General features: G+C 69.9%; 10 protein-coding genes. 2 read left to right on the top strand and 8 right to left on the bottom strand.

Annotation, left to right across the window (positions count from 1 at the left end; all coding sequences use genetic code 11):
• The first annotated feature begins 356 nt into the window (after window positions 1-356).
• A complete protein-coding gene (locus ABZ297_RS08010) occupies window positions 357-536 on the top strand; it encodes a hypothetical protein (RefSeq protein ID WP_350811302.1) in 180 nt (59 codons plus the stop codon).
• Between the two features lie 71 nt (window positions 537-607).
• On the opposite strand, the gene ABZ297_RS08005 is transcribed toward ABZ297_RS08010, so the two are convergent.
• Both ABZ297_RS08005 and ABZ297_RS08000 read right to left on the bottom strand, forming a co-directional pair.
• On the bottom strand, window positions 608-2,266 hold the full coding sequence (locus ABZ297_RS08005; RefSeq protein WP_355341197.1) for a TROVE domain-containing protein: 1,659 nt from the start codon (window positions 2,264-2,266) through the stop codon (window positions 608-610).
• A gap of 659 nt (window positions 2,267-2,925) precedes the next feature.
• Window positions 2,926-3,480: a peroxidase-related enzyme gene (locus tag ABZ297_RS08000; protein ID WP_355341194.1), complete on the bottom strand. Its 555-nt coding sequence runs from the start codon at window positions 3,478-3,480 to the stop codon at window positions 2,926-2,928.
• Window positions 3,481-3,655: 175 nt separating this feature from the next.
• On the opposite strand from ABZ297_RS08000, the gene ABZ297_RS07995 reads away from it, so the two are divergent.
• Window positions 3,656-4,564, top strand: a complete 909-nt coding sequence (locus ABZ297_RS07995; RefSeq protein WP_355341191.1) for a maleylpyruvate isomerase N-terminal domain-containing protein — start codon at window positions 3,656-3,658, stop codon at window positions 4,562-4,564.
• Window positions 4,565-4,651: 87 nt separating this feature from the next.
• Here the strand turns inward: ABZ297_RS07995 and ABZ297_RS07990 are convergent, their stop codons facing one another.
• From ABZ297_RS07990 to ABZ297_RS07965, 6 genes are all read right to left on the bottom strand, one after another.
• Window positions 4,652-5,854: a class I SAM-dependent methyltransferase gene (locus ABZ297_RS07990; RefSeq protein ID WP_355341188.1), complete on the bottom strand. Its 1,203-nt coding sequence runs from the start codon at window positions 5,852-5,854 to the stop codon at window positions 4,652-4,654.
• Between the two features lie 152 nt (window positions 5,855-6,006).
• Window positions 6,007-7,386, bottom strand: coding sequence for a cytochrome P450 (locus ABZ297_RS07985; protein ID WP_355341185.1), 1,380 nt, complete (start codon window positions 7,384-7,386; stop codon window positions 6,007-6,009).
• Window positions 7,383-8,426: an enediyne biosynthesis protein gene (locus tag ABZ297_RS07980; RefSeq protein ID WP_355341182.1), complete on the bottom strand. Its 1,044-nt coding sequence runs from the start codon at window positions 8,424-8,426 to the stop codon at window positions 7,383-7,385. Before ABZ297_RS07980 ends, ABZ297_RS07985 begins: the two co-directional genes overlap by 4 nt.
• Window positions 8,427-8,434: 8 nt before the next feature.
• The gene (locus tag ABZ297_RS07975; RefSeq protein ID WP_355341179.1) at window positions 8,435-10,402 is read right to left on the bottom strand and encodes a CRTAC1 family protein; all 1,968 of its coding nucleotides are present in this window, start codon (window positions 10,400-10,402) and stop codon (window positions 8,435-8,437) included.
• A complete protein-coding gene (locus ABZ297_RS07970) occupies window positions 10,399-11,382 on the bottom strand; it encodes a DUF1702 family protein (RefSeq protein ID WP_355341176.1) in 984 nt (327 codons plus the stop codon). The genes ABZ297_RS07975 and ABZ297_RS07970 overlap by 4 nt, the downstream gene beginning before the upstream one ends.
• 35 nt (window positions 11,383-11,417) lie before the next feature.
• Entirely contained in the window at window positions 11,418-12,422 is a 1,005-nt protein-coding gene (locus ABZ297_RS07965; protein ID WP_355341173.1) for a DUF1702 family protein, read from the bottom strand.
• Between the last annotated feature and the right edge of the window lie 293 nt (window positions 12,423-12,715).

Raw genomic sequence — 12,715 nt, 5'->3', positions numbered from 1 at the left:
CCCGCCTCGTCCACACGTGGCGGGCGCCTTGAATCGGGCGAAAAAGGGGGCGAGGGGGCCGGATACCACCCCGGCCGCCCTCGCCCTAGGCAAAGAGCTCCGCGAAGAGTCTGCGCCAATCTTTGACAATACCCTGTGCCCGCAAGTGATCGCGCAGAGTAATCAAAAGGTGACTCCAGAGAATTTCTCGGATTCCGTCTCGCCTGATGATGCACTGTCCAGATTCAGGCAGTAGAGTGCCGACATCGACACTCCGTAGTCGGTCAATTACCAACCGTCGCAAATACGGACACAGTCGATATAGCTCCGCGAAGCAGTCAAAGGGGACTTCTCCCCACGTCCGAAAGGGGGACAAAATGTCATCCCAGCTGCCCCTTCTCTACGCCGCGTGCGTCATCCTGGCCATTCTCTGGCTGACCTACTACGCCATCCGGCGACTCTCCGCTGTCGCCCCGACGACCATCGCCGCCGTCATCACCGCACTGGCCGCGCTGCTCACCGCCACGGCGCATCTGCTAGGCCTGCTACCCATATGACCGCGTCCTTACGGTCGCGTGAAACGTGAGGGCCGGCCGGCCGCTCGCCCGCCGAGAGGCCGGCCGGCCCATCAGCGCCGGACGAATCCGTTGACGACGAGCGGCAGCGACGCGTCCAGCCCGGCCACGTTGAGCACGCCGGCGTCCTTCGGGTCGCCGATCGTGTAGCCCACCGCGGTCATCGCGGCCACCACCACGCGGGTCTGCGGGTTCACCTTCCGGCGGTAGGCGGCGAGTGCCTGCGCCGGGTGGGAGCGCCCCGCCCACGTCTCGTTGTCGGTGAACACGACGATCCCGTCCACGTCCATCCGCCGGCCGGCCGCCCACGTGAACGGCAGCGACAGGTCGGTGCCGCCGCCGGAGGGCCGCCAGGAGGCGATCTCGCGCAGGTTGGTGCGCGGCGTCACCTTCGACGCGTGGACGGACGTGTCGACGTCGATGACGTGCACGTCGCCCCGCTCGATGCGGGCCAGCATGACGGCCATCGCGCAGCCCACCTCGTACGCGCTGCCCACCGGCGAGCCGCCGACGACGACGTGCTGCTCCATCGAGCCGGACGAGTCCACGGCCGCCAGCAGCCGCCTGCCCGAGGGCTCGGCGTTGCCGAAGGACAGCTCGTACGTCTCCTCCAGCGCGTCCAGGATGGCCGGGACCGGCTGCCACGTCTGCGCGTCGGCTCGCCGGTTGGGCTGGGAGCGGCCGGAGGCGTAGACGCGCAGCGCGAGCCAGGCGTCCATCGGGTGGATGCGAGCTCTGAGCAGCGCGTCGCGGTCGGCGAGCCGGGCCGCCGCCCGCGCGGTGGCCTCGCCCATGGGCGTGAGCGTGCCGATCCGGGTCATCCGGGCGAGGTTGCGCAGGAGCGCGGTCATGCCGGCCGTGTCGACGAGGGCGTCCCACACGGCGGGCTCGCGGAGCATCGCGTCCGGCAGGAACTCCCACGGCACCCGCAGCTCGGCGACGGCGCGGACCGCCTCGTCCACGGTGGTGGCCGCCTTCGCGGTGAGGAAGCGCTCGACGGCGGGCAGCGCCGCGCGGGCCCGCTCGTCGGGGACGTTCCCGGCGATCCACCCGAACAGCGTCCTGCGCTGCTCGGAGTCGGCCACGGGGTGGGCGATCCGCAGCACGTCCCGCAGGGAGAACGTCTCGCCCTGCGGGGTCCTGCGCTGGGCCGCCTTGCACGCCTTGAACGCGACGTCGTCCGCGCTGCCGGTGAGGAACCAGGAGCCGAGCGCCGTGCGCAGCGACCGGCCGGTGACGGGCGCGGTGCCGCGTCCGGTGGCCTTGCCGCCCAGGTTCTTGTAGTAGCCGAAGAACTGCGCCAGATGATCCGTGGTGCGGGCGACCCTGGGCAGGGCGAGCTTGGCCGCCTGCCGGGTGTCGGCGTCGCCGCGGGCGTAGGCGGCGGCCAGCGCGAACAGCGCGGGACGCTGCTTCGGCGCTCGCGGCGGGCGGGCCGTCGAGATCTCCGTCAGCAGGGAGACGACGCGAGGGCCGTCCTCGGCGAGGGCCTGGAACAGCACGCCGGCGTTGTCGGCGGTCAGCTGGTCCTCGCTGACGTAGTAGGTGCCGCCCGTGGTGCCGAGGATCAGGAAGTCCTCCAGCTTGGTCCACAGGTCCTTGTCGAAGACGTAGCCGCCGGCGGCGTTCTGCACCTGGTCGGCACGGCCGGGGATGCGCCGCGTCTGCGGGGTCGCGACCGTCGACACAGACGCGAGAGGGTCACGGGTCATGGTGTTGCCCTTTCGCTTCGACCCGCCTGAGGCGGATATGGGCAGTGGGAGGGAGCGGATGTGGTGGTGTCCACCGGGGTGTGCAGATGCTCTGCCGGCTGAGCTACGCACGGCCAGGGCCGTGCGGCGGGACTCGAACCCGCGCCCGTCTGATCCGGTAACCGATGGACGTCGACCCGCGCCGGCACCAGACCTGACCAGCTCACCGTGCCGGGAGAGACGCAGGTTCGCGCCCCGCTTCCTCTCCGTTCCCGGTGAACTGGTCTCAACGTTAGCGATCAGCGCGCCGCGTCACACCTGAATATCCGCCCTGTCGCGAAATGTCGGGAGATTGCCCGAAATAGGCGCATTCTTCGCAAACGACCAGGATGTGCGAGGAGCGAAAGGTGAGGGGGCCGGATACCACCCCGGCCGCCCTCACCGCAGGGCAAAGAGCTCCGCGAAGAGTCAGCGCCGGTCTTCGACAATACCCTGCGGCCCGGCCGTCGATTGCGCAGAGTAATCAAAGGGTGACTCCAGCGAAGTCTCGGATTCCGTCTCACATGAGGACGCCCCCCGGCCTCAGGCAGCCGGGCACTCTTCTCGGGAGCTCCGGTTCCGCATGGTGGGCACTCAGCCACCGTGAAGACGGTGAGCACCGGCAACCCGAAGACGGCGCTTCAGCTTCGCGGCTCGGGTAACGCGCTCAGGTAGCCGGCCTCGACGATGCGGTCGGCCATGACCTTGTAGTCGGCCGGGTCGTCCGGGGTGAACGCGGCCAGGCCGTCGACATACCGGTTGAACATGCAGAAGGCGGCCGCGATCAGGATCGCGTCGTGGATCTCCACGTCGGAGGCCCCGGCGGCCCTGGCGGCGGCCACCTGCCGGTCGGTGACCGTCTTGCCGCCCTGCCGTACGGCTCCTGCGATGTCCAGCAGCGCCTTCATCTTGTCGGAGATGGGGACGTCCGCCGGGTCGGCACAGATCTCCTCGACCGGGGCCGTCCCCTCAGGGAGCTGCGCCTCGGCGAACGCGGCGTGTGAGGAGAAGCAGAACCGGCAGTCGTTCTGCGCGGACACGTAGGCCGCGATCAGCTCCCGCTCGCCTCTGGACAGTGAATTGTCGCCGCGTAAGAGCACCTCGGCCAGCTCGCTCATCGGTCGCGCGGTCTGCGGCCGGTAGTGGAACAGGCCGACGATGCCCGGGTGGTCGTTGCCCAGCGTGATGTGCGCCATGAACGCTCCTTGGAGAGTACGGATCGACAGGCTTCAGGCGCAGCGTGAGCGGTCAACGCCACCCGGTCAACCCTCGGTCGCGCAGGCGCCGCCGGGCAGGGCGAGTAACGCACGCAGGAAGAAACCGTGCCGCGGAGCCCGGTGTTAGCGTGATCGTGACCCGGATGAGGGGACGATGGCCGTGTCCAGACCGAACCATCAGTGGCGGATCGTTCGTGAGACGCTGGAGCAGGTCGGCGCCCGGTTCGCCCGCCTGCTGACCTCCGTCCCGCCCGAGACGATGGCGACGCGCGACTGGACCGTCGCCGAGACCGGCGCGCACGTCGCGTCCATCGCCTGGCTCTACACCGCCATCGTGCGCCAGGACGACGCTCCGCACCCGATGCCCTCGCTCGCCGCGCCGATCGCGTCCACCAACGTCGACACCGTGGCCGACGTCAACGACCTCGTGCTGGGCTCCTACTCCGAGCGCGACCCGGCCGAGCTGGCCCGGCGGCTGCGTGCCGACATCGGCCAGATCCTGCGCGTGACCGAGCAGCTGGACCCGGCGACGCTCATCCCCTGGCTCGGCGAGGCCCGCGTTCCGCTCGCCGGCCTACTCGCCCATCTGGTCAACGAGATGCACCTGCACGGCTGGGACATCGCCCGGAGCGGACACGTGCCGTGGACGATCCCGCCGCGCGAGGCCGCGCTGTTCTTCGACCTGTTCCTCATCGGGATGATCCGCGAAGACTACGGGCGGTTGATGGACACGGGCGGGCCCCGGCGGTCCGGGCGGATAGCGGTCCAGTTCCACTCCCGCTACACCGCCCCGGCGACGCTGGTGCTGCGGGACGGCCGGGTGTCGGTGGAGGAGCCTTCGCCTCGCACGGACGTCCACGTCGCCTTCGACCCGCCGACGCTGAACCTGATGCTCTTCGGCCGTGTCAGCCGTCCGAAGGCCTTGCTCACCGGCAAGATCGCCGTCTGGGGGCGACGCCTCTGGCTGCTTCCGCCGTTCCTGCGCGAGGTCCACCTGCCTGCCAACCGGCGTCCGCGCCGTCACTACCCGACGGCCGCCGGTGAAACCGTGGCCGACGCCTGATCCGGGCTCCCCCGTCGGCCGCCGCCAGTGCGGCCGCCCCCCAAGCGACCTGCTTGGGGGGAGTCAGGACAGGTTCGAAAGCAGCGATCATCCGGTTTCCACGCGGGCCAGCACGGCCCCCACCACGAAGTCCGGGTACTTCTCGGCGACGGCGTCGACATCGGGGAGGATCTCCACGTCGCCGAGGCCGGCGGCCTCGAACGTGGCGCGCCACGCCGCGGGCGTCAGGAAGCCGTGCGTCGGCCGCTTCACCGGATCGGTGGCGACGTCGGTGAAGCTGTCCAGGAAGTCGAAGATGAACTCCACGTAGATGGGCCGCGCGCGCTTCGTGGGGCGGACGCACTCGGAGACGACGACCGTCCCGCCCGGCTTGAGCGCCTTCGCCGCTTCGGCGATGACGAAGTCGAGGTCCGGCGCCACGTGAAAGCAGTTGACGGAGTAGACCACGTCGAACGTGCCGGGCTCGACCCCCTGCTGTGCCCAGGGGATCGTCATGTCGAGGCGCGCCGACTCGACGAGCGTCGTCGGCGAGGCGGCGGCTCGTGCCGCCCGCTCGCCGTGACGGGCGAAGGTCTCGGCGATCTCGGTGAATCGGTAGCGCGAGATACGGGGGCCGAGCTTTGTGAGCGCTTCCTCGGCCGCGCTGCCACAGCCGCCACCGATCTCGAGGACCTCGAACGCACCGCCGTCCTCGGGAGCGATGCGGGAGAGCGCCTCGGCGCCGAGAGTGTTGTTGATCGTGTAAAGAAGATTGGCATTGGAGAAGTACCGGAGCCAGAGCGGGAGTTTCTGGGGAGAGAAAAGGATCTCGTCGCCCGTCGCCTCGCTGCGGAAGTAGCGCGGCGCCTCGTCGACCAGCGTCCGCACGAGTTCGGCGGCCACGGCGGCGCCGGGCTCCAGCCGGGCGAGCTCGGCGGCGACGGTCTCGAACTCCTCCACCGGGGCCGTCCCGGGAAAATAGCGGCCGTCCCGCCGGTCCAGTGTCCCGGTGTCCGAGAGCTTCTCGTAGAGGAACGTCAGGGCGACGGTGCGGCGCCATGGAATGGACAGCGCCTGCTTGGTCTCCTGCACCGTCACGCCCCTCGCAGCGGGAAGCGCGCCGATCGACGAGAGAATGCGGTGAGCGGCCGCGTCGACGAGGCGGTCGAACGTCTCGGTCGCCGCCAGGAACCGGAAGGTGAACAGGTCGCGGACGCGCTCGTCGGCGATGGCGGCCTGGAGTTTCGCGAAATCCGCCGTATCTCTGCGCCGCGTGGATAGATCATTCCGAAGTTCCGCGAGGTTTTCCATGGCGCGCTACCGCCTTTCCGTGAAGTCATCCAGGGTTCTCCTGGCCAAGTGCCGGCGGCGACCTTCTCGCCGGGCGGATGGACAGCCTGAAACCGCGCGCCCGCGGTGACCCTGTGCCGGCCGGAGAGCGGCGCTGGTCACCGCGAGCGGGGTCATGCCGCTGAGCGGTCGGCCGCCGCCCAGGGGTGGACGGTCATGGGGAGGCCGCCGCCGAGGCGCAGCGAGAGCATCGGCTCCGGCTTGACCCGGAGACCGGGCAGCCTCTCCAGCCGCAGGTCGCGCAGGAGCGTGGAGACGATGAAGGTGGCCTCCATCATCCCCAGGTGGTTGCCGACGCAGAACCGGGGGCCGGCGCCGAACGGGATGTGCGCGTAGCGGGGCCGGCTCGACGGGACGTCCGGGTTGAACCGCTCCGGGTCGAACCGTTCCGGGTCGGCCCAGTACCTCGGGTGCCGGTGCAGGGTGTACGGGCAGATCAGGACCTCCGCGCCGGCGGGGACGTGGTAGCCGCCGACCACGTCGTCGCGGACCGCCCGGCGGGTGAGGATCCACACCGGCGGGAACAGGCGCATGGTCTCCTGCAGCACCATGTTCGTGTAGCGCAGCCGGGGCAGGTCCTCGTAGGTCGGGCGGCGGTCGCCGTAGACGGCCACCGCCTCCTCGTGCAGCCGGTCCCGAACCTCCGGGTGCCGGCTCACCAGGTTCAACGTCCAGCCGACGGTGCTGGCCGTGGTCTCGTGCCCGGCCAGCAGCAGCGTCACCAGCTCGTCGCGCATGCGGCGGTCGGCGACCGCCTTGTCGCTCTCCTTGGCGGTGGAGGCGATGAGCCGGGTCAGCACGTCGTCGCCGGACTCGGACGGGTAGGCCTTCCGTTGCACCACAAGGATGTCCACGATCCGATCGAGGTCGGCGCGGGCCCTGCGGAACACCCGCTGCCGCTTCAGCGGCAGCCACTGCGGCACCAGGCCCAGGGTCTCCATCTCGAACATGGCCTGGTCCTGCACGGCCTCGAAAGAGTGCCCGACCGACTCGAACGCGCCCAGGTCGGCGGCGAGCAGAATACTGCCGAGCACACCCAGGGTGAGCGAGGTGATCTCGGACAGCACGTCCACCGGCCGGCGGGCGGCCTGGTGGGCACGCAGCCGCTCGACCAGGCCGAGCGCCTCGCCGACGATCACGTCGGCCTGCGCGGCGATCCGCTTGTGCTGGAACACCGGCTGAATGGTGCGCCGCTGCTCCTCCCACAGCGCGCCCTCGCTGGTCAGCAGCCCGTCGCCCAACGCCCGCTTGGCCTCGGTGTAGCCGATGCCCTTGTGGTAGTTGGCGGCGTTGTCCGCGAGCACGTGCTTGGCGTGGTCGGGGTGGTTGAAGATGTAGAGCTTCTTCGGTCCGATCGCCACCCGTACCGCGTCGCCGTACTCGCTGACCGCCCCGCTCATCAGGCCGAGCCGGTCCGCGCGCAGCTTGCGCAGCAGCCCGAGGGCCGCCCTGCGGGGCGGCCCTGGGGGGACTCGACCGCCGGTGGCGGTCATGCGACCGGGCGAGCCATCGGCTCGTCGTCGGTGAACACCGTGACCGGCGAGGCGGCCGCCTCCGACTGCGCCTCCGCCGCTCTGGCTGCCTCCGCCTTGACGCGCTGCTCGGCCTCGAACCGCTCGCGCGCCTTGTTGACGAAGTGCAGGCCCCACAGGAACATCCCGCGGATCAGGCACACGATCGCGGTGGCGAAGAACAGGCCGTAGGCGATGTGCGCGACCATGAAGACCCCGTAGACCAGCGCCACGCCGCCGCCGAACGCGAACTGCGCGCCCGGCTTGGACGGGGTGGTGCCCGGGTCGGTCACCATGTAGTTGCTGTACAGCACGAACGCGACGCCGGTCATGACGGCCAGCGCGGCCGGGATCGACGTGTCGAACAGCAGGCCGCGGAGCACGGCCTGGAGCGCGAAGACGCTCACCCAGCCGAAGATCAGCCACATCCGGTTGGTCAGCTTGGCGTTGAGAATCGTGCCGGACACCAGGATCACCGCGACGATGACCCAGCTGATGGGGTCGTTGACGTGCTCGGTGAAGTGGTACGGCGGCGCGATGCTGCCCCACGGGAACAGCACGAGCACCATCAGGATCCCGAAGTTGGACGGGTTCATGTAGTGCCGCAGGTTGCCGCGCACCGGGGCACGCAGGATCCACTTGGTCGCTACCGCGAGGGTGACGGCGAACATCATCACCCAGATCCGGTCGTTGACGTAGATCAGCATGTTCAGCGCGAGGCTGGTGATGTGCGCCGGGAACAGGAACTCGATCAGGCCCTTCACGCCGCCGCCGAGGAAGCGGGGCGCCCGGCCCTCGACCCGGGCGCCGATCGCCTCCAGCACCAGCTCGGTGGTGTACCCGGTGGCCAGGGCCACCAGCGGCCAGGTCCACGGCTGCTCGAAGCCGAGGACGGTGTAGCCGAGAATGTTGAAGATCGAGATCGAGATGGCGAACCTGCGCAGCGCCTTGATGATCTTCGGGTCGTGCCGCGGGCCGCCGGCAGGCGGCTTCCCGCCCGTTTTCACTTCCTGGACCACCATTGTCCTTCTCACCTCTCCCTGGCCTGGTCGCCGAGCACGAGCGCGTGCCGGCCCTGGCTGAGCTTGAGATCCTGCTGGTGCACCGCGCCCTGGCGGTCTCGCCACTTCAGGTGCACCTGGACGGCGCCCTTGGCGTCGCCGAGGCCGATGTGCACCTCGCTGCTGCGCCGGCCGGAGTGCCCGCTGCTGCCGTCGACGCGCTGGACGTACTTCTTGCCGTCCGCCGTGGTCACCGTGACCTCGGCGCCGGTGGCCGGCGAACCGGGCGCGGGCGCGGTGCCCACCCTCGTCGCCTGCTCATGGGTCAGCGTCAGGTCGAGGTAGCCGCCCGGCTTGGGCGCCTGGTTGTGGTAGAAGATCGGGTCGCCGTACTGCCGGGCCACCGCGAGGTCGAGCAGGCCGTCGCCGTCGGCGTCGCCGGTGGCGATGCCGCGGGTCGGGATCGGCACGGCCAGGCCCAGTTCGGGGGCCAGGTCGGTGTAGCGCCCGTCGTCCTCCTTGACGTAGAAGCGCAGCGGCTCGCTGCCGGCGAGGTCGTCGCCGGAGTTGGCGTTGGGCCAGAAGAACGGGTTGGCCACCAGGGTGTCGTTGGCCATGGCCAGTTCCTGCAACTGCGGCCAGCGGTTGGTGTAGCCCCTGATGAAGCCGGTGGCCTGGGTGATGTCCAGCTCGCCGGAGTTGGCGAAGTCGGCGATCTTGACGTCCCAGCTCCAGCCCGACCACGCGGTGCCGTCCGCACCGCTGACGTCGCGGAACGGCGCCTCGCCGGCGCGCAGCCTGGCACGCAGGTCGGCCTCGTCCTTGGCGGTGTTCATGAAGTGGAAGTTGCTCTCCACGATGCCCCACCCGACGGTGAGGTTGGAGACGAACGCGTCGTAGAGGCCGTCGTGGTTGAAGTCGCCGAAGTCGACGCCCATGCCCTTGAAGGAGTCGGCGCCGATCCGCTTCGACTTCGGCGTGCCCGGCGTGCGCGCGGTGGTGACGCTGGCGAACTTCACGTGGCCCGGCGTCGACTGGTTGTACAGCAACCGGTCAGGGCCGAAGTCGTTGGCGATGTACAACTCGGGCAGCAGGTCCCCGTCCAGATCGGTGGCGCTGGCCGCCAGCGACCAGCCGTGCCGGGCCTCCTCGGGGAGCGCGTCGTCGGGGACGCGCTTGAAGGCGGCGGTCGGGTGGTCGCCCGCCGTGGCGCCCGCGCTCAGCAGGATGATCTTCTCGCCGCCGTTCTGGGCGTGCGACAGGGAGTGGTTCATCGTCACGCCGCCGTCGACGGACGGGTCGAGCAGCGGGCCGTCGGGGAAGTAGTTGCCGATGAAGATGTCGTCGTGACCGTCGCCGTCGAAGTCGCCGATGGTCGCCGCGTTGGTGTTCCACTGCGGGCCGGTGTACTTGCCGTCCGCGCCGGCGTTGCCGGGCAGCACCTCAACGGGCTCGTACGCCTGGGGTGAGAGGGTGCCGTGGTCGGCCCGGCTGAGGTAGAGGATCGGCGTCCGCCCCCACATGTAGACCAGCAGGTCCAGCCGGCCGTCCTCGTTGAGGTCGGCGGGGACGCAGCCCATCGGCGCCATCACGTCGCTGACCGGCAGCGGCGCCGGGTTCAGTGCGAAGGGCGCGTAGCGGTGCTCGCCCTTGCCCGGCGTCGGCGTGATGATCACCTGGTCGGTGCGCGGGTCGACCAGGCACAGGTCGTTGGGCAGGCCGTCGCCGTCCAGGTCGTTCATCGCGACCGCCGCGCCGACCGAGGAGATCCAGGCGTCGAAGCCCTTGTAGTCCTGGTTGACCTTCCTGATCGTCTGCTGCTTGTCCGACGTCGGCAGCGCCACGCTGTGTCCGGCGAACGCGTACCTGCTCGCCAGTCGGTTCTTCGCGTCGGCCGAGGCTTCCGGCAGGATGACCACGAAGTAGAAGCCGACGACGACCACGAGCGCGATGACACCGGTCAGCTGCCTGCGCAGCATGCCTAGTGCCGCGTTCATCTGTTGACACCTCCAGAAGAGACGAATGCGTTGGCGAGTCGCTGCCGCCACACCTCGTACGCCGGCAGTTCGCCCTCGACCGGGTGGACCGGGCGCAGCTCGGTCACGATCCGGGCCGCCTCCTCCGGCGTCGTGCCGCAGAACATCTGGGTGGCCAGCGCCGTGTGCGGGGGGACGATGCCCGTACGCACCCGCGCGTCAGCGGCGAACGCGGACGCCTGGGCGAGGTTGCCCCGGTAGCTGCCGGCGCGGGACCACAACGTCCGCAGCTCCTGCTCGTCGACGCCGCCCGCGTAGGTCGCCGCGAGTCCGGTGCCGCTGTAGAGGTCGCCGCGACGAGACTCCGGAAACGCGTCGATCAGGTCGGCCACCCGCTCCGGGTCGGTGCCGCCGACGAACCACATCGCGCGGCCGATGCCCTGGTCGATGGCGTTGTTGGCGTACGCCCCGTGCGGGCCGCCCGGCCACGGGAAGTTCAGGTCCCGGTACTGGCCGTGGACGTAGCGGGCGGTGTGGAAGTAGGCCTGGTGGAAGCCGTAGCCGTCGAGCACCAGCGGCACCAGCACCGGGTCCAGGGTCTGCGGCCTGGGCCACCGGAACCGGGGTATCCGGGCCATCGCCCAGCCGATCCCGACGTAGACCAGGTAGCGGGACGCGTCAGCCAGCGGGCGTCGCAGAAGCCGGCGGACGTTGTCCGAGCGGCCGAACGGCAGACCGTCGAGTACGGCCAGGGCCATGGCGGCGCCTTCGTAGGCGAAGCCGCGCAGCCAGTCGGGCACCTGCTCGATCACGGCCTCGGCGTCGGCCGGGGTGCGGGCCTCCATCGCGGAGGCGTAGCCGACGATAAACGTCTTCCCAACGGCCTCAAGCCTTTCTTGGGCTGCGGGCGATTTCTTGTGGAAGCCGCGTTTGTCGAGACTCGTCTCGGCGACGTCCGGGGTCAGAATGCGACGCCGGAGCGCGCGTAGTGAACTGGACAATTAAGCCCCCTAACAATCGTTCTCAGTTCCGCCGGTCAGCCCGGCAACGATGCGGTGTCGGTGAAATGTGCGCGAATTCGGCTGCGCCACTGCTCATACAGCGGCACCGTTTCCCGCGCCGGGTCGCGGCCGTTCGAGCCGGCCTCGGTGCGGTCGGAGATCCGCACCGCGTCCGCTACGGACATTCCGGCCAGCACCTCGGTGGCCAGCGTCGAGTGCTCCGGCACATGGCCGGCGAACGTCCGCGCCTTGATCGCGAACACCGCGCCGAGCCCGAGCTGCGGCCAGTGGTCGCCGGCCGCCTCGCGCAGCACGGCCAGGCCCTCGGCCGGGCAGCCGCCCGCGAACGTCGCGGCCAGGCCGACGCCGCTCCACAGGTCCGGCCGGCGCGCTTCGGCGAACCGGTTGACGGCGGCGGCCGCGGCCACCGGGTCGGCGCCGTTGATGAACCACAGCGCTCGCCCGATGCCCTGGTCCACGGCGCGCGGGAAGTAGCCGGGCGCCCCCTCCCACGGGTAGGGCGCCGGCACGCGTTGCGCGTCGACGTACCGGCTGGTGTGGAAGTAGGCGAGGTCGAAGCCGTAGCCGTCGACGGCGAGCCAGGTCATGGTGGGGTAGTAGGGCGAGCCGGTCAGGCCGGGGATGATGTTGCGCCAGAGCGGCCTCGGCAGCCGCGCCATGGCGAACCCGATGCCGATGTAGGTGAGGAACACGTGCGGCGCGCCCGGCCCGAGCAGCAGCTCGCGGGTGAGCCGGCCGCTGCCGCCCGCCATCGCGTCGCGGACCGCGAACGCCATCGCCGCGCCCTCGTAGGCGAACCCGCGCTGCTCCGGTTCGACCAGCTCCAGCCGCCTGCGCACGTCCCACAGGTCGCGCGCGGAGATGCCCCACTCGAACCCGCACACCACGGCCTGCGGGATGGCCTCCAGCTGCTCGGTCGCGGGCGAGCCGGCTCCGGGAAAGCCGCGCTTGGCGAATGTTACGGAGTACAGATTCGGCGCCAGCACGAACTGGCGTAACGAACCCAGAAATGATGGCATCGGCTCCTCCGGTGGTGGGGGCATTGCCAGAGTCGGCCTGGTAATCAGGGGGCCGCATCTTCGCTACTGCGGTGTCGCGGCACCGGCTGATGATTATTTACCGGAATGCAGCAATATGAGAGAAGCGGGCGTACCGCACCTGAGGAGAAGAATTCCGGCGCGGCGGTGATGCACCCTTTAGCTGGGCAAGAAAAATCGTTTAAAGGACTATCGCCGGACTCGGCTGGTTCACGACATGTGCCCGGCGTAAATGGGCGCGTCGATTCGGGTCGGGTGGTCATCGAGAAAAGGCG

It is taken from the genome of Nonomuraea sp. NPDC005983, assembly GCF_040614375.1.
Taxonomy (GTDB): Bacteria; Actinomycetota; Actinomycetes; order Streptosporangiales; family Streptosporangiaceae; genus Nonomuraea.
Note: the sequence above shows the minus strand (reverse complement) of the source record. Positions and strands in the feature narration are given on the sequence as shown.